This is a genomic window from Paenibacillus sp. FSL R7-0189 (assembly GCF_037969925.1).
GTDB classification, from domain to species: Bacteria; Bacillota; Bacilli; order Paenibacillales; family Paenibacillaceae; genus Paenibacillus_AQ; species Paenibacillus_AQ odorifer.
Map to the genome: position 1 here is coordinate 6,764,169 of NZ_CP150223.1, position 25,194 is coordinate 6,789,362.

General features: G+C 43.6%; 19 protein-coding genes. 8 read left to right on the plus strand and 11 right to left on the minus strand.

The window, feature by feature from the left end; genetic code table 11:
• Window positions 1-25 precede the first annotated feature (25 nt).
• The 3 genes from MKY63_RS29965 to MKY63_RS29975 form a co-directional block, all read right to left on the minus strand.
• Complete coding sequence (locus MKY63_RS29965) at window positions 26-784, minus strand: DeoR/GlpR family DNA-binding transcription regulator (RefSeq protein ID WP_076317008.1); 759 nt, start codon at window positions 782-784, stop codon at window positions 26-28.
• Between the two features lie 40 nt (window positions 785-824).
• Window positions 825-2,894, minus strand: coding sequence for a bifunctional aldolase/short-chain dehydrogenase (locus tag MKY63_RS29970; protein ID WP_076317009.1), 2,070 nt, complete (start codon window positions 2,892-2,894; stop codon window positions 825-827).
• A gap of 199 nt (window positions 2,895-3,093) precedes the next feature.
• Window positions 3,094-3,609, minus strand: a complete 516-nt coding sequence (locus tag MKY63_RS29975) for a GNAT family N-acetyltransferase (protein WP_076317010.1) — start codon at window positions 3,607-3,609, stop codon at window positions 3,094-3,096.
• Between the two features lie 471 nt (window positions 3,610-4,080).
• Between MKY63_RS29975 and MKY63_RS29980 the strand changes: the two genes are divergently transcribed.
• Both MKY63_RS29980 and MKY63_RS29985 read left to right on the plus strand, forming a co-directional pair.
• The gene (locus MKY63_RS29980) at window positions 4,081-4,989 is read left to right on the plus strand and encodes an alpha/beta hydrolase (RefSeq protein WP_076100760.1); all 909 of its coding nucleotides are present in this window, start codon (window positions 4,081-4,083) and stop codon (window positions 4,987-4,989) included.
• 179 nt (window positions 4,990-5,168) lie between these two features.
• Window positions 5,169-5,885 (plus strand): sugar phosphate isomerase/epimerase family protein, encoded by a 717-nt coding sequence (locus tag MKY63_RS29985; RefSeq protein WP_254924566.1) that lies wholly within the window; start codon window positions 5,169-5,171, stop codon window positions 5,883-5,885.
• Between the two features lie 62 nt (window positions 5,886-5,947).
• Here the strand turns inward: MKY63_RS29985 and MKY63_RS29990 are convergent, their stop codons facing one another.
• On the minus strand, window positions 5,948-6,457 hold the full coding sequence (locus MKY63_RS29990; protein ID WP_076214450.1) for a DinB family protein: 510 nt from the start codon (window positions 6,455-6,457) through the stop codon (window positions 5,948-5,950).
• A 142-nt stretch (window positions 6,458-6,599) separates the two neighbouring features.
• Here MKY63_RS29990 and MKY63_RS29995 point away from each other — a divergent pair, with 142 nt between their 5' ends.
• Both MKY63_RS29995 and MKY63_RS30000 read left to right on the plus strand, forming a co-directional pair.
• Entirely contained in the window at window positions 6,600-7,628 is a 1,029-nt protein-coding gene (locus MKY63_RS29995; protein WP_036689759.1) for a glycosyltransferase family 4 protein, read from the plus strand.
• 157 nt (window positions 7,629-7,785) lie between these two features.
• Window positions 7,786-8,754 (plus strand): glycoside hydrolase family 43 protein, encoded by a 969-nt coding sequence (locus MKY63_RS30000; protein ID WP_036689758.1) that lies wholly within the window; start codon window positions 7,786-7,788, stop codon window positions 8,752-8,754.
• A gap of 73 nt (window positions 8,755-8,827) precedes the next feature.
• On the opposite strand, the gene MKY63_RS30005 is transcribed toward MKY63_RS30000, so the two are convergent.
• Window positions 8,828-9,622: a helix-turn-helix domain-containing protein gene (locus tag MKY63_RS30005; protein ID WP_036689756.1), complete on the minus strand. Its 795-nt coding sequence runs from the start codon at window positions 9,620-9,622 to the stop codon at window positions 8,828-8,830.
• A gap of 133 nt (window positions 9,623-9,755) precedes the next feature.
• Between MKY63_RS30005 and MKY63_RS30010 the strand changes: the two genes are divergently transcribed.
• The gene (locus tag MKY63_RS30010; RefSeq protein ID WP_339810878.1) at window positions 9,756-11,099 is read left to right on the plus strand and encodes a glycoside hydrolase family 30 protein; all 1,344 of its coding nucleotides are present in this window, start codon (window positions 9,756-9,758) and stop codon (window positions 11,097-11,099) included.
• An 89-nt stretch (window positions 11,100-11,188) separates the two neighbouring features.
• Here MKY63_RS30010 and MKY63_RS30015 read toward each other — a convergent pair whose 3' ends face one another.
• The 5 genes from MKY63_RS30015 to MKY63_RS30035 all read right to left on the minus strand — a co-directional run bounded on the left by MKY63_RS30015 (window position 11,189) and on the right by MKY63_RS30035 (window position 18,833).
• A complete protein-coding gene (locus MKY63_RS30015) occupies window positions 11,189-13,606 on the minus strand; it encodes a TIM-barrel domain-containing protein (protein ID WP_339810881.1) in 2,418 nt (805 codons plus the stop codon).
• A 22-nt stretch (window positions 13,607-13,628) separates the two neighbouring features.
• Entirely contained in the window at window positions 13,629-15,233 is a 1,605-nt protein-coding gene (locus tag MKY63_RS30020; RefSeq protein ID WP_076193823.1) for an extracellular solute-binding protein, read from the minus strand.
• Between the two features lie 48 nt (window positions 15,234-15,281).
• A complete protein-coding gene (locus MKY63_RS30025) occupies window positions 15,282-16,205 on the minus strand; it encodes a carbohydrate ABC transporter permease (RefSeq protein WP_076130365.1) in 924 nt (307 codons plus the stop codon).
• A gap of 17 nt (window positions 16,206-16,222) precedes the next feature.
• On the minus strand, window positions 16,223-17,146 hold the full coding sequence (locus MKY63_RS30030; protein ID WP_076130366.1) for an ABC transporter permease subunit: 924 nt from the start codon (window positions 17,144-17,146) through the stop codon (window positions 16,223-16,225).
• Between the two features lie 82 nt (window positions 17,147-17,228).
• On the minus strand, window positions 17,229-18,833 hold the full coding sequence (locus tag MKY63_RS30035; RefSeq protein ID WP_076130367.1) for an extracellular solute-binding protein: 1,605 nt from the start codon (window positions 18,831-18,833) through the stop codon (window positions 17,229-17,231).
• Between the two features lie 256 nt (window positions 18,834-19,089).
• Here MKY63_RS30035 and MKY63_RS30040 point away from each other — a divergent pair, with 256 nt between their 5' ends.
• Complete coding sequence (locus MKY63_RS30040; RefSeq protein WP_076130368.1) at window positions 19,090-20,814, plus strand: sensor histidine kinase; 1,725 nt, start codon at window positions 19,090-19,092, stop codon at window positions 20,812-20,814.
• A 14-nt stretch (window positions 20,815-20,828) separates the two neighbouring features.
• The gene (locus MKY63_RS30045; RefSeq protein ID WP_339810884.1) at window positions 20,829-22,439 is read left to right on the plus strand and encodes a helix-turn-helix domain-containing protein; all 1,611 of its coding nucleotides are present in this window, start codon (window positions 20,829-20,831) and stop codon (window positions 22,437-22,439) included.
• A 565-nt stretch (window positions 22,440-23,004) separates the two neighbouring features.
• Here MKY63_RS30045 and MKY63_RS30050 read toward each other — a convergent pair.
• Entirely contained in the window at window positions 23,005-24,099 is a 1,095-nt protein-coding gene (locus tag MKY63_RS30050; protein ID WP_036689746.1) for a glycosyltransferase family 2 protein, read from the minus strand.
• A 181-nt stretch (window positions 24,100-24,280) separates the two neighbouring features.
• Here MKY63_RS30050 and MKY63_RS30055 point away from each other — a divergent pair, with 181 nt between their 5' ends.
• Window positions 24,281-25,162, plus strand: coding sequence for a DUF4850 domain-containing protein (locus tag MKY63_RS30055; RefSeq protein WP_036689745.1), 882 nt, complete (start codon window positions 24,281-24,283; stop codon window positions 25,160-25,162).
• Window positions 25,163-25,194: the final 32 nt, after the last annotated feature.

Genomic DNA, 25,194 nt, shown 5'->3' on the forward strand with positions numbered 1-25,194 from the left:
CCTTCACCTCCTGCACAACTATTTACTACACCGTCGTTATTGCGATGTTCAGCTTCTGCAACTGCTTCATTTGTTCTCCAACAGGGTTGTAATCCGTTATTAGGACATCCACATCACTAGGAGCCGCAAAATGTGTGAACGCTTGTATTCCAAATTTACTGGAATCACATAATAAGATCACTTGCTCCGCTATAGAAATCATCTTTCGTTTCACCATAGCTTGCAGCTCATTTGATTCACTAGCGCCACGTTCGAGATGAAATCCTTTGCAGGAAAAAAACATCTTATCCACGTAATACAATTCAAGCGAACGTTCTGCTAAATGACCAACATAGGACATTGATCTGCGGCTCAGCTGTCCGCCTGTAGAAAAGACCTCGATCCGCTCCTTCCCGCTTAACTCTGCTGCCACTCTAGTAGAATTGGTCAACACAGTAAGCGGCATATCCGGCAAATGCGAAGCCATATACCAAGCCGTTGTACTGGCATCCAGCAGAATTCGATCGCCCGGCTTAATCATCATTACCGCCTCACGGGCAATCCGCTGTTTCTCCGCTGCATTCATGATTTCTCGTTCGGCATAAGGGGTCTCCGGTTGCCGGTCACGCAGGCTAACTGCTCCGCCATGCGAACGCAGCAACCGCCCCGCTTTTTCCAATCGATCCAGATCGCGGCGAATGGTTTCTTCCGTCACTTGGCATAATGTACTCAATTCTGAGACACGGATGCTGCCGCGTTCATTCACTAGTTCTACGATTCGTTCATATCTGTCTGCAATCAGCATGATTTCCCTCCGTTATCCCTATCTATATTCAAGCTACCTCTTATCTAGTAAAAGCTGCTGGCACTCCACCGTCGATTGTCAGCATACAACCCGTAGTTTTCTCTGACTTGGAAGAAGCAAAAAAAGCAACGCCTTCGGCAATATCACGCGGATAAATATTAACTAGCAGCGTCGTGCGTTTACGGTAATGCTCCTCTAATTGATCCGGCTCAATCCCGTAAGCAGCCGCCCGTTCATTACGCCAGTTCGAATTCCAGATGGCTGATCCCTGTAAAATTGCATCGGGCAGAATCGTATTGGCACGGATGCCAAACTCTCCGCCTTCAGCTGCTATACAGCGGGCCAGATGGGCTTCGAGCGCCTTGGCAGAACTGTAAGCCGAAACGCTTTTTCCTGCAAAAATAGAATTTTTGGAGCCGATGAACACCATGCTGCCACCGATTTTTTGCTCCTTCATCACTTTAAAAGCTTCGCGTGCAACGAGGAAATATCCTGTGCCCAGTACAGAAATATTCAAGTTCCACTCTTTTAATGAAGTCTCATCAAACGGACTGGAGGTTGCAAGCCCAGCATTATTAACGATAATGTCGACCCCGCCATAAAAAAGTGCTGTCTCCGCATATGCTGCGGTTACCTGCTCTTCCTGAGTTACGTCCATTTTAACGGCGAATGCACGATTTTCACCATACTTAGCGTTAATCTCTTCCGCTACTTTTTGTGCACCTTCCAGATTGAGGTCTGCCAATACAATATGCGCCCCTTCTGATACTAAACGACGAGCCGTCTCACTCCCAATTCCCCCGGCACCACCTGTAATAAAGGCAACTTTACGGGAGAACTCCGCTTCTGCCGGAGCCAGTGATAATTTATATAATTCCAGGGGCCAATATTCCACATTGTACGATTCATTCTCACTAAGAGAGACGAAATCTCCCAGTGCAGTAGCTCCGCGCATAACAGCAATCGCCCGGTGATACAAGGCTCCGCTGATCTTAGAATTGCTCCAGCTTTTACCTGAGTTGATCATGCCCACGCCAGGAATCAGGATCACACGTGGCGCAGCCTCGAACATTACATCGCCCTCATGTTTATTACGGTCGAAGTATGCTTTGTACTGCTCCTTATAAGCGCTAATCGCTTCGCTCAGCTTCGCCTTCAAGCCATCGATATCATTGGTGTTTGGCTCCCACGCAACAAAAAGCGGCTTCATTTTGGTATGTACCAAATGATCCGGACAAGCTGCGCCTACATCAGATAACTTCTCCGAGTCAGCCCCTCCTACGAAACGCAGCACATCCTCCGCATCATCGAAGGTCAAAATCATTTTACGCTCATCGCTAACTGCGCCTCTGATCAGTGGCATCACTGCGGCCGCTACAGCCCGTCGCTCTGCTTCTGGAAGTGCTTCTGATTTGCGGCCGCCAAATAGGTTCTGATCTTCAATTCTTTCTTCAATATAACTTTCCGCTTCGTTAATTATGGAGATTGTTTTGTCATAACAAGATTCAGGTGTATCCCCCCAAGTCACGAGACCGTGTTTCTCCATCAGCACTAATTCAGCTTTCGGGTTTGCGAGCACACCTTCGGCAATCATTTTGGATAAAGTGAAGCCTGGACGGATGTAAGGCACCCATACGAAACGATCCCCATAAATCTCACGGGCAATTTCCTTACCGTTATGCGCACAGCATAAGCTGATAATGGCATCTGGATGCGTATGATCCACATGTTTGAAAGGTAAAAACGCATGCAGCAACGTCTCGATGGAAGCACGCGGATGTTTAGGGTCAATCATACAATTTGCGAGATAAGCTACCATCTCTTCATCTGGCATTTCATCACGTTCAAATAACGGGGCAATATCCTGAAGCCTTAGTCCGGTAAAATTGCCTGCTTTCATTGTAGCAAGGTCAGAACCACTGCCCTTCACCCACATTACTTCTACCTCACGCCCGCGAAAATCCAATTCTATCGTTTTGCTGGAGGTATTCCCTCCGCCAAAGTTACAGACTCGGCGATCTTCTCCCAGCAGATTAGAGCGGAACACTAAAGCATCCAATCCCCCGTTTAATTTCGTTTCCCGAGATGAATCCCATAAGTTTTGTACCATTTGTGAATACCTCCGTTTTTGAATGTTTGTTTTTTTGTTTATTTTTGTTTGTTTTGATTTTAAACTATTTGTTTGTGTTTGAATAGAGCGCTTTCAACAAAATTTTAAATTATTTTCACATTTTAGACGAATCTACATTGGATAAACTACAATAACCTCGTGAATAACAAAAAAGAGCTGCCTCTTGGCAACTCCTCCACTATTTTTCAAACCAGCTTAAGGTGATCCAGTAGTTACATTTTTCATCCTTAATGCCATGTAGTTTTCCTTTGTTCGCTTCAATAACCTTTCTCGAAGATATATTGTCCGGCTCACAAGTCAGCATGACCTTATCAATCTCCATGTCCGCAGCTTTTTTTAACAGCTCTGCCAAAAAAATCGTACCATAACCTCTTCCTCTCTCACTGGGTCTGATACTATAGCCAATGTGTCCACCTGACTTCCTCAATTGATCATTTAAGGAATGTCTTAATTTTCCGACACCAACGGGATAGGAGTCAATCAGTAGCCAGTAGTTGGTCTGTGCTACATACTGTGGTGGAAGATTATCACCTTGTGAAAGTGCTATCCTCTCCCGGATGAAATCAGGAAATTGACTGAAAGCCAGATCAAATCCATTGTTGACGAATCCATTTTCCCCCGGACCTATCTCCACAATCATCTCAAAAATATCGCGTCCATCTGAAATGCTAGCTTCCTTTAGCTCAACAAGCATAATAATCCCCCCCTAGAACGTTATTAATAACTTCCCTATCAAAAATTTACCGCAAAAAAGACCGGCATGCATTATTTAATTGCACAATCTACAACTAAAATATACTTCAATGCTCACGCCTAATGTATTAAGTGTACTTTGTGCAATTAAATTCGCCCAATTTAGCTAAATCAGCTAATTACGAGAGATATAGTTGTACAAAGTACATCTATATCACCGAAGTGAGAGTAAAGTAGCAATTTAGTTGTATGAAATACACTTATCTGGCTCCTAGTGACTACTAGGTGATCAAGCAACAGGTATCTAAACTAATCTATCTAATCTAATCACCATCTACTCACCCTCTAATCACCTTCTGCTCCCCCACTTTTCACAGGAATGTTTCTATTTCTCGCCCCTCCTTCCGCACTCTCGTAGTATACTTATTGGAATAAGATACAGATGTTGTATTTTTCACTAAGGAGGTTTGTGATGGTAAATAGCTTTAAGAATGCCAAGGCGAAAGAACAAGTGTGGCAGTCCTACCAACAGCTAGTTGATCAGTGGCCTATTCCTCTTGAAGAACTCGATCTCCCAACCACATATGGGCTGACGCATTGTATCCTTACCGGGCAAAAGAGTAATCCCCCCTTATTTCTATTTCATGGCGTTGGTGATAACTCGGCGGTCATGTGGCTCCTTAACATCGAGGAATTATCGCGGCATTTTTACTGCATCGCTATTGATACTCTGGGCGGACCCGGAAAAAGCATTCCTAATGCGTACTTTAATAAACAAAAGTTTGAGCAGGTGGAATGGATTAATGAAATAGCCAAACATCTGAGCATAGACGTCTTTAATATTGCAGGGGTGTCAAATGGCGCCTATATTGCTTTTAATTATGCGACCAAGCAACCGGACAAAGTGAACCGTGTGATTTGTTTGGAAGGCGGAATGGTCACCACACCAATCAAAGCCATGCTGCAAACGCTAATGATGATGTTCCCAGAGATTCTGGTTCCCACGGATCGCAATTTACTGAAAGTGCTGAAGAAGTTAAGTGCGCCTGACTCCCCTTTATTTGACAATCACCCAGAAGTAGCTGCTCATCTAATCCTTTTAATGCGCACTCATAATCAACAAGCTATGTTTGTTCATAAGCTTCAAAAATACGATAGAAACGCCGCAGTTGCCGTCAGAGATAAGCTCTATTTTTTAGTAGGAGAACACGCATTAAAACAATCAAAGGATTTCATAGATATTTTAGAGGACGGAAAGTTTCATTACCAAGTCATCCCCCGTGCGGGACACGGCATTAATCATGAGCAACCGGATAGAGTCAACACTGAAATCATCAATTTCCTGACCGGCGATAATGATAAATCACTTGCATCCTTATGAAAGCGTTACTATTATGAAGGTTATTACTCATACTTACTCTATTAAAGGAGAGGTTACCCATCAGATACGGAACTCTAGCCCACACATTTGGCTGCCTGCCGCTCAAGTCGTTAACTGCAACCCTTCAGAATTATGATATCGATTTTGTTCAGCTTGCATTATCCAAAGCCATTCAGGACATCGACACTTCTACCGGTAAACTAAGTCCAGGTCTTGCCAGCTATATTGGCGAACAATTTGATAAAGCAGGAATACGTATCGGTGTTTTGGGCTGTTACATCAACCCTGTTCATCCGGATCCTGTCATCCGGAGAGCTGAGATCAATCGTTTTAAAGAGCATCTTCGTTATGCCCGCCAATTCGGCGCACCTATGGTGGCAACAGAGACCGGTGCGCTGACTACTTTTCAAGCACAAGATCCGGTCCATTACGAAGCTATCGGCTGGGATACGTTAAGGGCAACTATAGAAGAACTTGCAGAGGAAGCTGAAAAATGGGGCGTTTTTCTAGGACTAGAAGGGGTCTGCACACATACACTTTCTACACCAGACAAGATGCGCCGCATCTTAGATGAAGTCCCATCAAGCTGTATAGGTGTTGTATTGGACCCTTGTAATTTTATTGGCACGGCTGCGCATTTGCAGGATCAAATTGTCGATGATTCCTTCAGATTATTCGGCGATCGTATCATTCTGGCGCATTTAAAAGATATCTATCAAGATGGTGAAAAAGCATACCACGGAAAAGCAGGCAGCGGATTATTCCATACCGAAGCTTTCCTGCGCAAACTCCAAGAATATAAGCCAATGATCGATGTGTCATTAGAAGATATCAAGGATCTGGAGGTTAATGATACAGTTGCTTTACTGAAGAAGCTTGCTCCTATAACACAATAAAAACCCACTTCTGAGGATAGGTGTTAGCAGCAGCTGCGCATCTATCCCAGCTTTATCTATGCTCAAAAATAGTGTTTCCAGTTATTGAGCAGATGATCATCCTCTGCCTGCAGCAATTTGGAGGCATATACGATTTGACCTGTATGATAGGAATAATGTTCTACCGCTCCGATCATAATCTTTTGAATACTCCAAGTATAATTCTCCATTCCAGCCCCCTCAGGGAAACTAATGGTGACCTCCCGTTCTAGATCAGCCTTCGTCAAATTGCCCACCACCTCACGGCTTTCTTCCCTGACCTTCAGCATATACTGCAATAATTCCTGTGATGAATAACCGCCTCTGGTCAAAAATTCATTAGGTCTATCTCTTTCTATTGGCTTATTGCCGATTCCGCTGACCAGATGCTGATATTCGCTGCCCGCAATATGCAGGCATAGGTTACCAATGGCATTCATTTTTGACTTTGGACGAAACCATATCTCTTCGGTCGATAGCTTATTTACAGCTTGCTCCACATACCCCAAGGATTGATCGAGCCTTCTCATACATTCGATAATGATTTCACTCATACTAATCCCTCTTCCTTCTACTTTTGTTTGTAAACTTGTTAAATGGTACTTTTCTATAGGAGCTGAATAAAATAAGAAACATAACGATTGAATCATATTGTTTCACTATTACAGCTCTAACTTGGAAGGGACGGGATTATCAATGAGATTCACATTCCCTATTCTGACCTTATCTCATGGCGGAGCACAACGTATGCTGGTAGAGCTCACCAATGGGCTGACAGATTTGGGCCATCAGGTCAACCTCCTCTTGCCTGTGGATGGCGCTATTTCTTATGATGTGCGCGCAAACGTAATCCGCTCCTCACATATGAATATTCACGAGCATGACTTTCCTCCCGGAGACGTCATTGTTTCTAATTATTATACAACTGTCCCCATCGCCCAAGCAGCAAGCAAACAAGGAAAAGGGGTTCATGTACGTTTATCTTTATGTTATGAGCCTCCTTTTTTACCGGATAACGGACGCTCCTTCCCCTCCTATCACATCACTGAGCATCTAATCGTTTTATCACGTTGGCAGCAGGAGCTGATCTTTTTAAATCATGGCATCACCGGCAGTATCGTGCCCATTGGCATTAGCTCCTCTTTTAAAAATATGAATATCCGTCACAGTCTTCAAGAGCCTTTAAACATAACAGCTATATTAAGAAAAACAGAACGCGGCTTCTCCTGGCACCGCGAGCAAGATTATCTTATAGAACAGCTGGATTACGTAAAAAGCCAATATCCCGATGTAAATATTAACTTCATCAGTCCGCCTGACGAGTTCAACACCTCAGAAATTCTCCAAAGAATGAAAGCTACTGGCAAATATCGGTTCTTTACGCCAGCAAATGATGAGGAGCTCTGCTATCACTATAACGGTGCGGATATTTTTGTTAGCTCAAGTATTTTTGATACAGGTTCTTTACCGGGACTTGAGGCCATGCGTTGTGGAGCAGCGTTAGTCTGTGTATATTCGGGTGGGAATATGGAATACGCCCATCACAAGAAAAACTGTTTGCTCTCTTATCGATATGAGAACCGGCTCGGTGAAGATGTCATCCGCTTAATACGTGATCCCAACTTAAGAACTAAATTAGCGGAGCAGGGGGAAAGATATTCGCGCAAATGGACTTGGGAAAATAGTGTCAGATTATTTGAACAAGCGATCACAGATTTATTATAAAAATATAAAAAAGCAAGTCTCCAATGGCTGAGATTTGCTTTTTTATTGATCCAAAAGAATCATTGACTAGAGAAATAATACAAGATATTATGTAAGCGTTATCAATCGCAAAACAATGAAACACTTTAGGGAAATCTAAACTAAAAGGAGAAGGAATATGGCGAAAAAAGGTAGGCAAGGTTATCGGTTGTTATTGTTGTCTTTTTTAATGCTTTTTACAACTGTTTTCTCAGGAGGATCGCAAGCTTATGCAGCAACCTGGAATCTGACTGGAGATACCAACGTACACGACCCTTCATATATCAAAGAGGGGAACACACATTGGGTATTCAGCACGGGATCAGGTCTCCAAGTGATGTTTTCAAACGATGGAACTAACTATATTCGCTCCCTCCCGATTTATACCTCGAAACCCTCCTGGTGGAGCTCTTACGTTCCCAATCAAGAAGGGCTAGATGTATGGGCCCCAGAAATTTTCTACTATAACGGTACCTATTACCTCTATTATTCTATCTCCACATTCGGCTCAAGAGTGTCTGCTATTGGTTTAGTAACTACTAAATCGATCTCCGGGGGAAAATGGACGGACCAAGGTGTCGTTATCTCGTCTAATGACGCCTCCAATTATAACGCCATTGATCCTAACATTACGGCAGATGCTAACGGAAACCTATGGATGACCTTCGGTTCCTGGAGCAACGGGATTTACATTACCTCCATCAACAAAACAACCATGAAGCCAACGGGCAACTCGTATCGCATTGCGACTAAATCCGGGGGGATTGAAGGCTCCAGCATGGTTTACAATCCAAACACCGGATATTATTATCTATTCGTATCCATTGGCCAATGCTGCTCAGGCGTAAACAGCACCTATAAAATTGCAGTGGGACGCTCAACCAGCGTACTGGGGCCTTTCTATGCGAAGGACGGTACCGATATGAAAAATGGCGGGGCTACGGTCATCGATAGCGGCAACAGTTTTTGGGCGGGTCCTGGTGGACAGGATATATACGGAACCAACGTTATCGTCCGCCATGCTTACAGTGTCGCTGAGAATGGCGCACCCAAATTGTTAATCAGTGATCTCGAATGGGATTCTGCTGGCTGGCCTTACTATAATTAACGTCTAATCGAGGAGTTGCCCCTGAGTCCTACTCTATGATTTATGGGGCAGCTTCTTTTTACTGATAAACCTTCTACTCTCTCTTTCGATAGATACCTGGCGAGACACCATAACGCTCCCGAAACACCCTGTGAAAATAGGTGTAACTTCCAAACCCCGTCTCCTCTGCTATACGCTCTAAGGTGTAATTGGTATTGTCCATTAATCTCAGTGCCATCGCAAGCCGGATTTGCCCCGCATATTGCATAATAGAATAACCGAATTGGATCTTGAATAAATGTACGGCCCTTGTCACACTAATTCCAGCATGAGCAGCTACGTCCTTTAGTCTGATCTCTGAAGTAGCATGCTCCTCCACATAACTCTTCATTTTAAGTCCGTGTAGAAGCGAAGCCGAAGATGATGCAGGTGCCTCTTCCATAGCCCGATCTAACAACAAACATAAAGCTTTAAATAGTGCTTCAAGTATTTCAGGGCTACCCCCATCTAGTCTTCTATTCTCCAGATCAAGCTGTTGCCATATACTTTGCAGCTTACCATCATCCGCAATTCTAACCTTTTTGGGTCGCTCACGCAGGTTCCACCAGTGGTCCACCCATTCCCCTGTACACATTACAAAATAGTCCACACTATGTCCCAAAGGACTTTTCTTTTCACCGATTCTCAGATCATATATATCGTAGGGCTTAAATAACAATAGATCCCCCGGCACTACGGCAGTCATTTCTCCATCGATAAGGACTTCACATTCCCCTTCTGCTTGCAGCCTGATGATATAGGTATCCAACCCACTGCGATATAGTTGCCGAAAAGGCTGAGTATGGCGGATAAATCCACACAGACTAATTTGAACGCTGTTTGTTTCCATCGCATATGCTCCTCATTCTATAGTAGTCGATGACCAGATTGTTGAGGTTCTTAGCCATATAGTTTCTTCAAAGTGCAGTGAATCTCCTTCTATAATAAAGACAGAATTCATATGTAGGAGGTTATCAAGCATTATGAGTAAAACTATTCGCGTCATTCAAACCGCTAAAGAAACCACGGATCGTTTAACAGAAAAGGACCCTCTGATTTTCCTTCCCGATACGTCAGGAGTCGAATCAGAGCTAATCAATATCTATGATGATCTGGAGTATCAAGAAATTGAAGGCTTTGGTGGAGCTCTTACGGAGTCCTCTGCCGTTACTATCGCTAAACTTAGTGCAGCTAAACAAAAAGAAATCATCGACGCTTATTTTCATCCTGAGCACGGCATTGGATATACCCTTTGCCGCTCACATATCCAAAGCTGCGACTTCTCACTGGGCAACTATGCTTATGTAGAGGAAGGCGATGCGGAGCTACGTTCGTTCGATATTTCCAGAGATCACGAGTCGGTTATCCCCCTCATAAAAAATGCTGCCGCAGCTGTAGGTGAAGATTTCCGTCTGTTCTCTTCCCCATGGAGTCCTCCAGCGTTCATGAAGACAAACGGGCAAATGAACGGAGGCGGAGCTCTTAAGCCTGAATATCGTAAGGCTTGGGCTAACATGTTCGTTAAATATATTGAGGCGTACGCTGCAGAAGGGATTGATATCTGGGCTGTCAGTGTTCAGAATGAAGCCAAAGCTGTACAAAGATGGGATTCCTGCCTGTATACCGCCGAAGAAGAAAAGGATTTTGTGCGTGACTACTTGGGACCTGCTCTGGAACAAGCGGGCTTGAGCCATGTAAAGGTTATGATCTGGGATCATAATAAAGAACGGGTGTATGACCGTGCTAAGGTTGCTTTTGAAGATCAAGTTGCGTCCAAATACATATGGGGAATCTGCTTTCACTGGTATTCCGGTGATCACTTCGAAGCCCTCTCTGCCGTTCATGATCGTTTCCCAGATAAAAAGCTGTTCTTCAGCGAAGGCTGCCAAGAAGGTGGCGTTCATCTCGGCTCATGGAACACCGGTGAACGTTACGGACATGATATCATTGGCAATCTGAACAACTGGATGTCGAGCTGGACGGACTGGAACATTGTCTTGGATGAGCAAGGTGGACCTAACCATGTAGGAAATTACTGCGATGCTCCAATTATCGGAGATACCAAAAACGATGAAATTACTTTTGAGAGCTCTTTCTATTACATCGGGCACTTCAGTAAATATATTCGTCCGGGTGCTAAACGTATTGGTTTCTCTAAATATACAGATAAGCTTGAAACAACAGCTTTCCGCAACCCTGATGGCACTATTGCTGTTATCGTTATGAACCGCACAGAGCAAGAGCTTCCATTCACCCTGCGCTTCCATGACGAACTGGCTGAGAACATGATTCCGGCTCATGCCATTCAAACCCTGCTAATTAAGTAGAAGCGGTTCATTCCTAATAAAAAAGAGGTTCTCTTTATGCCAGCGCACAGAGAGAACCTCCTTTTTTATTAAATTAAATGAAATAGTGCTTAAAGTCTTGCCGATAGTATTTCACATAACGCTCCATACAGTGTATGTTCAAGATCCAACGAGGCAAGAGAAGCCAGGGCCGCCATCGGCGTTACTGCTGCTTTGACTACATCGTAAATTTGCTCTTTCAATTGGAAAAGAATTTGCGCACGGTTCAGAAGGCTGAACACCTCATCATCTACGGAATTCACCGCAATCCGGGCATCTGTGAACGTTACCTCCAAGGAATGCTCTACCGCTTGATCCGAGATCATGATCGTAAGCGTATGTGTAGCCTCATCATAGTCTATGTTTGCTTCGATTTCTGTGCCGCCAGCGAATACCTGTACCTTCGTATCAGCAAAACCAACAAAGGACAACTTCCATGATCGCCGCTCAGGCACAACCTTTGTATTTCCCTGAGCAGAGAGAATCTTGAAGCTGGCTCTATCCCCCATTTCCAGGATCATTTCTGTATCACACCATTGATCGTCCTGATCCTCCGCAGTATCGCCCTCATCCTCCCAGAGATGAAAATGACCCCTTCCTCCCGCAAATACACGGACCTCCATATGCCTCGGATTATCCACTGAAGAGGTGAATTGCGTCAGATCTGCCATGGGCACAATAGCACCTGCTTTAGCTAATACAGGGATATTCTCAAGATTGCGATAAAGAGAAAGCTTTCTGCCACCGTCGTACACTCTTCCGTTAAAAAAATCTATCCAAATCCCTTCAGGTAACCAAGCCTTAAATTCGGCAACGCCTACCTTTGGATTGACCGGCTGTGTAATCGGACAGGCAATAAGTTCCGTTCCGAAATAATATTCATTGGGCACTTCATAGGCTTCATTCGACAACGCATGATGATAATACATCGGTCGGATTAGCGGAAGACTATCGCGGCTGGCATAGCGATTCATCGTGTACAGATAGGGAAGTAAACTATGCCGCAAACGCAGGCAATCCTTCATCACATCTTCCGCAATCTTATTGAATCGCCATGGCTCCTTGCTGTTAAAGGCACTAGCAGAACTATGTAACCGCAGAATAGGCGAAAACACACCGAATTGCACCCAGCGCATTGCCAACTCATCGTCTAAATAACCATTCATATGGCCCCCGATATCATGGCTCCACCAACCATATCCCACGTTAGCGGCGTTGGCTGTGAAGTATGGCTGGAAATCCAGCGACTCCCAAGTGACAATGGTATCTCCAGAGAAGCCCACAGGATAACGATGGCTGCCAAGACCTGCATAACGTGAGAAAGTAATCTGCCGGTTGCCTCGCCGGCCGCTATCCAGATAGTGATAATGGTTCAGCATCCAAAGCGGATCTAGTCCCGGTACTTTAGTCACTCCACCCTGCTGCCAATCAATCCACCAGAAGTCCACACCTTCATTCTCTAGCGGATGATGCAGAAACTTAAAGTATGCTCGCAAAAAATTCGGATCCGTAATATCAAATTCTACAGCATCACCCTTTTCCGGGTCCATACCCATCTCCGCAGCAATGGCTAGATAAGGATCTTCAAACGCTCGTACACCGTCTGCTGGATGTACGTTGAGCGTTACTCGAAGTCCTTTTTCATGCAGCCATGCCAAAAATCTTTGAGGCTCCGGAAACAGTTCCCGGTTCCAGGTATAACCCGTCCAACCACTGCCGTACTGCGGATCAATATCGACGAGATGCCAATCCATATCTATAACAGCGACGGAAAACGGAATTCGCTCGAGCTCAAACCGCTCCATTAGCGCTTTGTATTCTTCTTCTGAATATCGGTAATAACGGCTCCACCAGTTGCCAAGGGCATAACGTGGCAATAGGGGCGTACGACCGCAAAGGTGATAGAAATCCTTCAAGCAGTGCAAATAATCATGACCGTATCCAAAAAAATAAACATCGAGGCCAGCCAACGCCCGTAGCTCGACCCGTCCATCCTCTTCCAGTACTAGGGAGGTGCTATCATCAACTAACGTATACCCCGCACGTGAAAGTAGTCCGTGCTCCAGCGGAATGGCACCATCTGCATTATCCAGGGTACGTGCTGTTCCTCCCAAATCTTGGACTGTATCTCCATAATTCCAGACACTCATTAGGTGACCCGCTTCGTTTCTCACCCGAACATTGAGACCATGCCGGGAGAAAGGCTGCTTGTCATAAGTTAAATGCAGACGCTCCGTTATCAACTCAAGTTTATTCCCCAGATCTATTACGCTGAACTCTGGAACCGGGAAATTGCGATTCACAACGGTCTGCGACGCCCGATCTTCGAAAAAACCTTCCTCACTATATTCCATCCGGATAAGCTCCGGAGTTAAGACAGTGAACCGATAGCACTCCCCCTGAATAATCGCGTCAGCATTACTGCCTGGTTCAGAATGCAGCTTTAATTGGGTCGCCAAAGGGGTTGGCTCTTTCATTATATTTCCCATCAAGTAAAAACCTCATTTCTTGTTATTCAACGCCCATATAACGGCTGAAAGCATCTGTCCGAATTTTCACCATCTTTTCGAGGCCCATCCCCCGTAGCTGCTTCACATAGTCATCCCACTGCTCGTCAATAACACCTGAGATTATAAATTGAGCACGCATTGTATTGACGTAACTATCAATATCGGTGGTCAAGGTCGGCAGCTCCTGAAACTCTTCTGCAGTGTACATTACGTTGGGGAAAGGTGGTGTTGTGTAGTCACTTCCCAGCTTATCGAGTTGTAGCTTCAGTCCATCTCCGGTTTTAGGATTTAGAAAGATGGTCTTTTCAAAAGCTGGACTTACATATTTCGGCCCAAAATCCCGGAGTGACTGTTCCCAATACCAAGCATCCGCACTGGTGCCGGTTGGAGGGTCCATCAATGTATACGTACCGTTGTCATTTTTCTTAATCACCGTTCCAATGGCACCCCAGAAATTCTGAATGCTGGCTTCATTGGTATAGAACTGATCCGCCCAGCGTGCTGCAATTTCTGGATACTTGCAGGATGTGGTGATCAACAGCTCGTTGCGTTCCAGATTCATCCCATACGGGTTCCCAACGGTGTAGCGCTTCCCGTCTGGTCCAGCAATTGGCGGAATGGTCACATATTGATCACTCCATTTGCCAAACATAGCGTCTGGCGTCCACTGATAAGAGAAGCCTACGATTGGGGCATCCGGATTTAGAAACTTTGCCGATCTCATCGTTTCGTCTTGAGTGAATACTTCTTTATCAAGTAATCCGTCTTTAAACAATTTGCTCTCCCATTTGAGCCCTTCTTTGTATTCCTCTGAAATCGGGTAATAAACCGCATTTCCGTCCTTGACCACCATGAAGTTATTATTCAAATCTGCAATTCCGAAGGGACTGATTAGATCATTACTTAATTCGATAAAAGGAATCTCATCCTGTTTTCCGTTTCCATTCGGATCTTGTTCTTTGAATGCTTTTAGCACGTTATAAAGATCGTCTATCGTATCCGGTACCTTCAAACCCAATTTGTCCAGCCAGGTTTTATTAATCACAGGCTGACGTGAGCTTTTAGGACGTGAGGGTAATCTTGCAGGCAGCGAGTAGATTTTCCCGTCAGGAAAGGTGCTGATTTTTTTCATTTCCGGTGTTTCTTCCATAGCTGCTTTGAGATTAGGCATGTTTTGCTCAATATAATCATCTAGCGGCCGAAATAAGCTTAAATTATTGACGATATCCGCATCTCCAAAGGTCTGACTCCCTAAAATGATATCTGGAAGTGTGCCGCTGGCCAGCATAATAGACTTCCGTTCACTCCAATCATTGGAGGACATCACCTGCCACTCGATTTTGACATTCGTGTTCTTCTCCAAATCCTTGAGCCATTGATTCTCGGTAAAAGAATCTCCCATGCTTACCCACCGGACAGTGAGTACTTTCAGCGTCACAGGCTTATCCACTATCGGCAATCCTTCTTTGTTAAATCCGCCCGGCTCAGGTTCAACAGAATTAACCCCATTGCTCCCTTTACAGGCAGTAAGGCTAGCAAGCAACGTTGTCACTAAAAGAATGACGGTGATTGTTCTATATATCCTGTTTTTTTGTTGCTTTTTCATAACGTTCTTGCTCCTTACGAATGAATGTTAGTAGAATAGCCGAATGTACTATTCCTTCACTGCGCCGATCATTACCCCTTGGTTAAAGTATTTTTGTACAAAGGGGTACACACACATAATCGGAACCGTTGCCACGATAATAACAGAATACCGCATCATATTGGCGAGTCGTAGTGCGATTTGCGCAGCTTCCCCGGTTCCCATCCCCGATTGCATCTGATTGGTGATCAGAATATTTCGCAGAATCAGCTGCAAGGGATACATATTAGGATTTTTCAAATAGATCAAGGCATTAAAATATGAATTCCAGTAACCAACGGCGATCCATAGACCCAGCACGGCAATAATCGCCTTCGATAGTGGCAAAACGATCTGTACAAAATATCGAAGATTTCCACAACCATCGATCTGTGCAGCTTCCCATAAATCTCCCGGAATACTCGACTGAAAAAAGGTGCGGGCAACGATAATGTTAAACACCCCAACGGAGAAAGGCAGTACCATCACCAGAAATGTGTCGTACAGATGGAAATCACGGATCGTTAGAAAAGTCGGAATTAACCCCCCATTAAAAAACATCGTAAAGATGAAAAACAGGGAAAGATATTTCCGTCCCACAAGATCCTTTCTGGACAACGCATAGGCCGCAGAAATATTTACAATTAAACCGATTGCCGTCCCTACCACCGTATACATGATGGTATTCCAGTAACCGATCCAAATATTTTCATGACGCAGCAGCTCTTTGTAACCATCGAAGGTGAACCCTTTAGGAAATAACCAAACCTGCCCCCCCGCCACCGCGGAAGGATCACTGAACGAAGCAATGACGATAAAATATAGCGGATAGATTAAGATAACTAGAAAAATTGCTGATATAACATACATCACTATTTCCATTATAGTATCCGAAGAACGATTCTTCTTTATTTTCCCCACATTCCCTTTAGTAACTGTCTCTAAACCTCCCATTTCAATTCTCCTCCCTTCTACCACAAGCTATTTTCGCTTAGTTTTTTAGAAATCTGATTGACCATGATCAATAAAATAAAATTAATAACGGTGTTGAATAGGTTGATCGCCGAGGAAAAGCTATATTGACTGCTGAGCAAGCCAATTTTGTAGACATAAGTAGAAAGAATTTCGCTTGAAGTGATGTTCAAGTCATTTTGCATTAAGTACACTTTTTCAAAACCAACCCCAAGCAATCCACCGACCCGCAAAATAAGCAAGGTTATCGCTGTTGGCATCAGCATCGGAATATCGATATAACGAATTTTATGCATCCGGCTTGCTCCGTCTACGGTTGCCGCCTCGTACAAGCTAGGATCAACTGCGGAGAGCGCAGCGATAAAGATAATGCTGTCCCAGCCGACATGCTGCCACACATCCGACCAAACATATACACTGCTGAATAATCCAGCGGAGCCAATCAGATCAGGAGCCTCTTTTCCAAAAAGACTATATATATTGCCCAGCAGTCCGGTGCTAGGTGAGAACAAAATCATCATTAAACCCACCATTACTACCGTGGAGATAAAGTGCGGCATATAGGACACCGTCTGGAAAAAACGTCTGAACCGGTTTGGTCTCATCTGGTTAACCATCAGCGCCAGTATAATTGGAATCGGAAAGGTAATCAGACTGTACACACTGATGATCAGTGTATTTTTAATCGTTGATGAAAATTGATAGGAATGAAAGAATTTCTCGAAGTATTTGAATCCTGCCCAAGGGCTGCCTCCAATTCCCAACGCCGGGCTATAATCCTTGAAAGCAATCAGCACCCCGTACATTGGCTTGTACGCGAATAATAACGTCAGAACTACAGCAGGAAAAAGCAATAGATAGAGACCCCAATTTTGTTTGATTTGTCCGAATTTCCGCCCGAAATGAAGTGGACTAGATTTCATGACATCCCCTCCTTATTTAAAATAGAGAATGCTACCCCACAGCTATCCTGCAGGGCAGCACCTTTTTCGAAAGACGAATAGGTTATTTCACGTTCATATAACGGCTGTAAGCATCCGTGCGAATCTTAACTAACTTTTCAAGTCCCATTTTATTAAGCTTGCTCACATAAGCATCCCAGCCCTCGTCAATTCCGCCTTTGCTAATAAATTGCGCCCGCATAGTATTCACATAGCTGTCGATATCCGTAGTCAAGGTTGGCAGCTCCTCGAACTCCTCAGAAGTGTACATTACGTTAGGGAAAGGTGTGGTTACATATTCACTGCCCAGCTTATCCAGCTGCAGCTTCAGTCCATCTCCACTTTCAGGGTTCAGGACAATTTTCGATTCAAAGGATGGGCTCACATATTTCGGTCCAAAATCACGTAGCGATTGATCCCAATACCAAGCATCTGCGCTGGTTCCAGCTGGTGGATCCATCAATGTATAAGTGCTATCATCGTTTTTCTTAATAACCGTTCCAATCGCACCCCAGAAATTCTGAATGCTCGCTTCGTCAGTATAGAACTGATCTGCCCAACGTGCGGCAACCTCAGGATATTTGCAGGACGTGGTGATCAGCAGCTCATTACGGTTAAGATTCATCCCAATCGGATTCCCGATCGTATAACGTTTACCATCTGGTCCGGCAATCGGTGGAATCGTCACATATTGATCGCTCCATTTCCCAAACACGGCGTCTGGAGTCCATTGGTACGTAAAGCCTACGATTGGAGCATCCGGATTCTGGAACTTAGCCGATCTCATCGTATCGTCCTGAGTGAATACCTCTTTATCTAGCAAGCCTTCCGCATACAATTTATTTTCCCATTTGAGACCTTCTTTGAACTCCTCCGAAATAGGGAAATATATCGCTTTTCCGTCCTTGATGATCATATTATTGTTATTTAAATCGGCAATTCCGAAAGGACTAATCAAGTCATTACCAATTTCAATAAAAGGAATCTCATCTTGTTTTCCATTCCCATTCGGATCTTGTTCTTTAAAAGCTTTGAGCACGTTATAAAGCTCATCAATCGTTTCAGGCACCTTCAAGCCCAATTTGTCCAGCCAGGTCTTGTTAATCACAGGCTGACGTGAGCTTTTTGGACGTGCAGGAAGTCTTGTTGGCAGGGAGTAGATTTTTCCGTCAGGAAATGTGCTGATTTTTTTCATTTCTGGGGTTTCTTCCATAGCTGCTTTGAGATTAGGCATATTTTGCTCGATATAATCATCAAGCGGCCGGAAAAAGCTCAGATTATTTACGATATCGGCATCCCCAAAGGTTTGATCTCCCAAAACGATATCCGGAAGCGTGCCACTTGCCAGCATAATCGACTTCTGCTCACCCCAGTCATTGGAGGACATTACTTGCCAATCGATTTTGACATTCGTATTTTTCTCCAGATCCTTCAGCCATTGGTTTTGCGTAAAGGTGTCCCCCATACTCCCCCAACGGACAGTCAGCACTTTAAGTGTCACAGGCTCATTCACAATCGGCAGACCTTCTTTGTTATAGCTGCTCGTTTCATTTGTCGCTGCATTATTCCCGTTGTTACCGCCGCAGCCAGCAATTCCAAATACCATCGCAGCCGCCAGCAGACCCACAGTCCATTTCTTTGCAGTTTTTTTCTTACTGTGTTGACTCATCTCTTAATCCCCCATTTCAATTTATCAAAATGCATCTGAATAGCTTTATAATAACTTCTTATTTTTTCGTATTCCGGACACATTAAGACGGTTATCCAGACCTTTGAATTCGCTTACAAAAAATACAAAAGCTAAATGCTCTACTTGGGGAGATTAAATAACAGTATCCCGACTTCTGTATGTGCTATCCGGACTTTGAGGGAAATCGATAGCGAGTTCTTATGTTTTTTTCACGCAGAGGTTTTATAATGACTTTATGATCAAAAAAACAGCGAAACACAAAACCTACCCCATTCGCCATTATATAAAAGTCATGATGTTGGTTTCATTCACAGTCCTTATTCTGGATTTAGGAATCAGCATCGCTTCCATTTCCATCGTTAAGCAGCAGTCCACTCGAAATTTGCAGGATACTGCGGCGCTTTACATCAATCGTATTAATCATGATTTTGCCTACATTAATCACTATATGGGCTGGACGCTTGGGAACGATGAGAGCTTACTAACGATGAATACTTACGGGGTCAACAGTATCGAGTTCTTAAAAGCAAATGATAATCTGTTCAAACGCTTTACCGAGCTGCAAAAAAACTACGGGCATGAGTATAACTTCTTCTACTATTTGAAAAATGAGACCTATTTTTTGAATTGTGCACCGATCAGCGTAACCTATACGGATTACAGGGAGCTGAAAAAGAAGATTATTTCTTATATTGATGATAAGGAGATGTATGAGAAGTTTTATTCCAAATGGACGCCTATTCTTGTGAACAACCATTATTATGTAATTAATATCGTGCCCTATTACAATCGTTATTTAATTGGACTGATCTCCGCAGATAATCTGATCCGGCCGCTACGCCAAATTAATCTTGGCGCCAATGGTTATGTTTCTCTAGTAGATGAGAATGAACAGCCTTTAACCAGTCCGATCTCCAATAGCGGAACGTTAATAACGGAAAATGAAGGATTCGCTAATCTTTTGCAATCGCGTACAACCATCAACAGCGCATTCTCAGACACCACCTTCAGCACCAAAATGGTCATTAAATATGGCATATTCGAAAAAATCATGATTGCCCAGCTGCTTATTATGTTATTGTTCTTCATTGTGACCTCCACGTTATGCATTGTTCTGCTCTTTTTCAAAAAAAGAGTGTTAGGTCCGATTCAAAGCTTCTCCGATAACCTTGCTTTCATTAATGAGTCTGGGCAACCCGCAGATTTCAAAAGCAGTGAGATTATAGAGCTGGAACAAGCAAACACTCAGTTTAAAGGCTTGGTTGAACAAATCAAAACCTTTAAAATCGCTATGTACGAGCAGGAACTGGAGAAACAAAGAATACAGCTGGACTATATGAAGCTACAGATTAAACCACACTTTTTCTTAAACTGTCTGACTAGCATCTATAGCATGGCGCAAATTCATATGTATAAAGAAATTGAAAATATGACGTTGTCTACCTCTAAATATTTCCGTTACATTTTTCAGAATGGCGAGAATTTTGTCCGGTTGGAGGATGAAATCGAGCATGTCCGAACCTACTTGGAGATTCAAAAGCAACGTTATCAGGACGCATTTATTTATTACATCGAACAAGAGGATCAGGCAGGCAGTGTGGAAATTCCACCGTTAGTGCTGCAAACCTTTATCGAAAATTCAATTAAATATGCGATTTCACGCGAACATGAAGCCGAGATCAGACTTACAGTACAACGATTACAGATGGAACAGGAAGAAGAAATGCTCGTTATCCAGCTCACCGACACCGGTCCCGGTTTTCCACCTCAGGTGTTAGAGAAACTTAATCTTGGAGAGCCCTTGGATCAAAGTAAAGGTACGCAAATCGGCATTATGAATACGCTTAAAAGACTAGAGTACCTATATTTAAAAAGAGCAACCGTCACCTTCTCCAATTTGGAGGGCGGCGGCGCTAGTGTAATCTTATATCTTCCGAAGCTTCCTAATAAATCTAAATGAATGGAGAGCAAACTATGAATGTACTGCTTGTTGATGATGACTTTTATGTTATTGCCGCATTGCAAAAGAAAATAGATTGGGAATCACTCCACATTGATACTGTTTATACGGCTAATAATGTCGCTCAAGCACGTGAAATAATAGAAAAGCATTCTGTTCAAATTCTGATTTCAGATATTGAAATGCCGCAGGGCAGCGGACTGGAATTACTAGCATGGATTCGCGAGGGAAATTATAGTATTCAGACAATTCTTCTTACCAATTATGCAGATTTCAACTATGCGCAGAAAGCAATCGAATTGCAGAGCTTTGAATATTTCCTCAAGCCCATTGAATTTGACAAGCTGATGTTGATCATCCAAAAGGCGGTCACCCAAGCAAAAGAGCAGCAAAAAAACGAAAAAGCCATTCAGGGCGGTTACTTTTGGCAAAAAAATCAGGCGAAGATTCTTGAACATTTTTGGCGGAAGCTAGTTAGTGGCAGTACATCATTTCCGATTAAGTTGGCAGACATCACACATGCCATTGAAGAACAAAACCTCTCCTATCAAATGAGCGATACTCTACAGCCTTTGATATTTAACTTATTCCCTTACAATGGCAGCATGGGAAAAGAAGAAAAGGATCTGTTTGATTTTGCCCTGCTAAATGTAATGTACGAATTGTTTCAGCACCCTTGTTTTACCATCGAAAGCATTCTGGAATATAGAGATTATAACTGGATCGCCATTTTAAAATGGAACCAGGCACCAGACACGCAACTGCTTGAAGCATTATGTTCTTCTTTTATTCAAAAGGCGAATCCTTATTTAAAATGTGATGTCTGCTGCAATATTGGCTTATACGATAAACTGAGTAATGTAGGGAATGTTCTAAAACAATCCCTGACTATGGATGAGGAAATTACGAGATGCAGAAATCAGACCTTTTTGGTGGAGGCTTATCTGCAGCAAAATAAACCGGGCTATGCACCACCGGATCTTGCCTATTTGGAAGAGCTGCTGAACCAGAATAAATTCACTGCTTTTCTTGTAGAAGTTACACAATATTTAAAGGTCATGCTTAACAATAGAACACTTGAGACCTCTGTCCTTAGCTTGTTCCGTTTAGATGTAGTTCAGCTAGTCTATTCATTTCTCAACCTGAAAGGGATACGATCGCACAAATTATACTCTGGCAAAACTAATGATAAATTATCTATGCACTCTTTGGATTCAATCGAGGATATGGAAGAATATCTTAAATACCTTGTCACTACAGCCATGAAATATCGTGACTTTGCTGCCCAGCCTAAGTCAGTCGCAGAAGAAATCAAACAATACATTCATTCACATTACGGCGATGACCTGACCCGAAATGATTTGGCTGAAATTGTTTATCTCAATCCTGATTACCTGGCAAGGATATTCAAACGAGAAACTGGGGTTTCATTAGGAAGCTACGTCATCCACGTCCGAATCGCGGCTGCGAAACATCTATTAGAAACCACAAATATGTCTGTATATACCGTCGCGAACAAAGTCGGCTATAGCAACTACTCCTATTTCTCCAAGCTTTTCAAACAAGAAGTAGGTCTCCCTCCAAACGATTATAAGAAGGAACAACAATACAATCCAGCTTACTAAAAGAGGGTAACCAAGCATCTAGTTCATGGATGCTGGGTTACCCTCTTTGGGATATCTTCTGAATATTAATTACTGTCTACCTTTACTCCTACGCTGCTGATAATGATCCACCTACGAGCTTACTCTTACACACAGTAATCATCCGCCACACCTTTACGCCTACTCTGCCGGGAATCTTACACCCCTGACTTTACTCTTACATCCAGTAACCATCCACCATGTCCCCCTGCTTCCGGACCCAGATGACGCTATTTGCTCATTTATCGCCTTTTGAGCACAGTTTCGGACTCCAGTGCAACTATTACTGTGATATTGCTCCAAATCGAGTGTGTTTCAGGTCAATAGCGACTATGCGGTCCGTTAGAATTCCAAATGTGGCATAAAGCAGCGTTTAAGGTCAGCTGAGTCCGATAGCTACTTCGTACGCGGAAATCTAATCGAATCTGCGAAGCTTGCCGGGGATCACGGGAAGGTTCCCCACCGCCAGTAATCTTGCAAGCTCCAAAAAACACATAAATGCCCCAGCAGTCATAATCAGAACGGCTGGGGCATCTCTTTTACTAAATTAAGCCTGAAGCGTTACATACTTATCGCCAAGCAGATTTTTGAAATAGGTGCGATTATATAACATACTAGGATGGGATGGATAAAAACTCAACGCCGTTTCATTGTGATGATTCGCCTTCTCGTGTTGGCCGAGACGATCATAACAGAGTGCCAATTGAAGATGCGGCAGCCAGGTATAAAAGATCCCATTCTTCATCCCCATCGAATCGTAATCCCGCGGTAGTTGAATCGCTAGCTCATACCAGTATGCGGCTGGTTGCAACTGGCCTTTTTCCAGCAGAAGTGCCCCCAGTCGGCAACAAAACTCTGAACGTGGTTTATCATACTGCAAGGTTTTACATAACGCTTCAAATGCACCTTCTTTATCCCCCAGCCGTTCCCGGCATTCGGCAAGCTTTAGGCAAGCCTGAAAATTATCTTCAATCCAGCCCTGTCCACCCGCTAAGAAAATCTCATAGTATTTGCAAGCCTCTTCATTAATAGCATGATCTCTTAATTCATTCGCATAATAATACTGGTCTCTCGGCGAAAATACTTCACCCTGTGCAACACGTTTTTGATAAATCCGCAAATTACGATCTGTGTATTCCTTATCTTTCTCATGTGTGATGCAGACATCACTACTAAAAGAAGGACCACCTACCTCTAAATACTCATGAACAGGCCCGATCCATTGAAAGTTGCAGCTGCGCCGAACCAGCCTGTTGCGGCGTAAACTAGCTGTGACATTTCCCGCTTCGTCAAAAGCCAGATTATATTGCATGTTCACACTGTGAATATGTCCCGGCAGGATTTCTTTTAGTTTTTTTAAAAGAATCTGATCCTCTTCCTTTATATAATCATCCGCATCAAGCCACAAAATGTACTCCTGAGTAGCTTTGCTAAAGGCAAAATTACGTGCGGCACTAAAATTATCAATCCATTCAAAATCATAAATTACAGCTCCGAAGGACAACGCAATCTCTTTTGTTTTATCCGTCGAGCCTGTATCCACGATAACAATTTCATCTACGAGACTTGCAATGGTAGATAAACATCGGTGCAAGCTTTTTTCTTCATTTCGTACTATCATACATAAACTAATCGTAACCATACTCGCCCTCCTACACGCTTTGTTTGAAATTCTTTCTATATTGATATGCAGGGTTTAAGAAACGGACTCCCGCTCTATCCCGCCCGATCATGAAGAACTTCAGAAATATAAAGATTATGTAAGAAACTTTTCACTCCATTCTTAGGTCTATATAAGTAAGATCAAAGGAGGTACAGCATATATGAAATCCAAACGAAAAAGCGTTAGAAACGGCTGGATCTTAACTTCAATATTGTGCGTCGTAATTGTACTAGTACTGCTGATTGGATATAAAGGGCTCGACTGGGGAACGCCCACCACTCCACCCCCGTCCACCAACGCACAAACTAATAATGAAGCAGATAACGAACCCAGCTCCACTCTAAAAATGCTCGAATTTCCTAGCAGTGATCCCGATAATGGGCAGGTCATCATTCCACTGCATACCACGCTCGCGCAGCTAAATATTGATAGTGGCAGCGAATATGTAAACACAGAAATCCCCCCCATACCTGAAATGACCTTTGCTATATCTCAAGACATGAAAAACCAAGTAGAAGCAACGCTGGTCTACCGCCCTGATATCGGTGGAGGTTATCTTCTACTCGCTCCTGCCGGATGGCAGGCTACCGCGGTTGTCGGCGCTAACGGTTCTTATGGAGTTACCTTTCAGGATCCGAACCATCCGGAACAAAACATGAACTATTCAGATACGGCTTGGACTTGTATAGGCTGTGCTATCACTGCAATCGGAGCCTATTTCCCGGAAAAAGCCGAATGGGCTGACGCGTTGGGATTTACCATTAATAATCCGCTTAAGTTTAGCGAACAGCATATTTTAGGTACTGCAGGAGCTGAAGCCAGAACGGTCAGATATACGCTTCAAGCAGACGCGAATGGCTATCAGGACGAGGGTGCTGCCTATTACGATAAGGGAGAATGGGGTTATTTATTCCGCAGTATCGGAATACATAAAGCTCAAACATCCCCACAGCAGGAAGTAGTGGAGACCCTCATGAAGTTCTTTACAGATAATCATGGACCGCTCTTCATTGCTGACCCAAACGCAGAGAAGCTGGACTAAGGGTGGGAATTGTTAGAGGAAGGTATTTTCAA

What these genes read in the sequence shown, in the direction of transcription:
- MKY63_RS30035 (WP_076130367.1), bottom strand. Translation starts at nt 18,833, where the DNA reads ATGAGTCAACACAGTAAGAAAAAAACTGCAAAGAAATGGACTGTGGGT.
- MKY63_RS29990 (WP_076214450.1), bottom strand. Translation starts at nt 6,457, where the DNA reads ATGAGTGAAATCATTATCGAATGTATGAGAAGGCTCGATCAATCCTTG.
- MKY63_RS30040 (WP_076130368.1), top strand. Translation starts at nt 19,090, where the DNA reads ATGATCAAAAAAACAGCGAAACACAAAACCTACCCCATTCGCCATTAT.
- MKY63_RS30030 (WP_076130366.1), bottom strand. Translation starts at nt 17,146, where the DNA reads ATGAAATCTAGTCCACTTCATTTCGGGCGGAAATTCGGACAAATCAAA.
- MKY63_RS29970 (WP_076317009.1), bottom strand. Translation starts at nt 2,894, where the DNA reads ATGGTACAAAACTTATGGGATTCATCTCGGGAAACGAAATTAAACGGG.
- MKY63_RS30010 (WP_339810878.1), top strand. Translation starts at nt 9,756, where the DNA reads ATGAGTAAAACTATTCGCGTCATTCAAACCGCTAAAGAAACCACGGAT.
- MKY63_RS30025 (WP_076130365.1), bottom strand. Translation starts at nt 16,205, where the DNA reads ATGGGAGGTTTAGAGACAGTTACTAAAGGGAATGTGGGGAAAATAAAG.
- MKY63_RS30055 (WP_036689745.1), top strand. Translation starts at nt 24,281, where the DNA reads ATGAAATCCAAACGAAAAAGCGTTAGAAACGGCTGGATCTTAACTTCA.
- MKY63_RS29965 (WP_076317008.1), bottom strand. Translation starts at nt 784, where the DNA reads ATGCTGATTGCAGACAGATATGAACGAATCGTAGAACTAGTGAATGAA.
- MKY63_RS30005 (WP_036689756.1), bottom strand. Translation starts at nt 9,622, where the DNA reads ATGGAAACAAACAGCGTTCAAATTAGTCTGTGTGGATTTATCCGCCAT.
- MKY63_RS29995 (WP_036689759.1), top strand. Translation starts at nt 6,600, where the DNA reads ATGAGATTCACATTCCCTATTCTGACCTTATCTCATGGCGGAGCACAA.
- MKY63_RS30020 (WP_076193823.1), bottom strand. Translation starts at nt 15,233, where the DNA reads ATGAAAAAGCAACAAAAAAACAGGATATATAGAACAATCACCGTCATT.
- MKY63_RS30050 (WP_036689746.1), bottom strand. Translation starts at nt 24,099, where the DNA reads ATGGTTACGATTAGTTTATGTATGATAGTACGAAATGAAGAAAAAAGC.
- MKY63_RS30015 (WP_339810881.1), bottom strand. Translation starts at nt 13,606, where the DNA reads ATGGGAAATATAATGAAAGAGCCAACCCCTTTGGCGACCCAATTAAAG.
- MKY63_RS29980 (WP_076100760.1), top strand. Translation starts at nt 4,081, where the DNA reads ATGGTAAATAGCTTTAAGAATGCCAAGGCGAAAGAACAAGTGTGGCAG.
- MKY63_RS30000 (WP_036689758.1), top strand. Translation starts at nt 7,786, where the DNA reads ATGGCGAAAAAAGGTAGGCAAGGTTATCGGTTGTTATTGTTGTCTTTT.
- MKY63_RS30045 (WP_339810884.1), top strand. Translation starts at nt 20,829, where the DNA reads ATGAATGTACTGCTTGTTGATGATGACTTTTATGTTATTGCCGCATTG.
- MKY63_RS29975 (WP_076317010.1), bottom strand. Translation starts at nt 3,609, where the DNA reads ATGCTTGTTGAGCTAAAGGAAGCTAGCATTTCAGATGGACGCGATATT.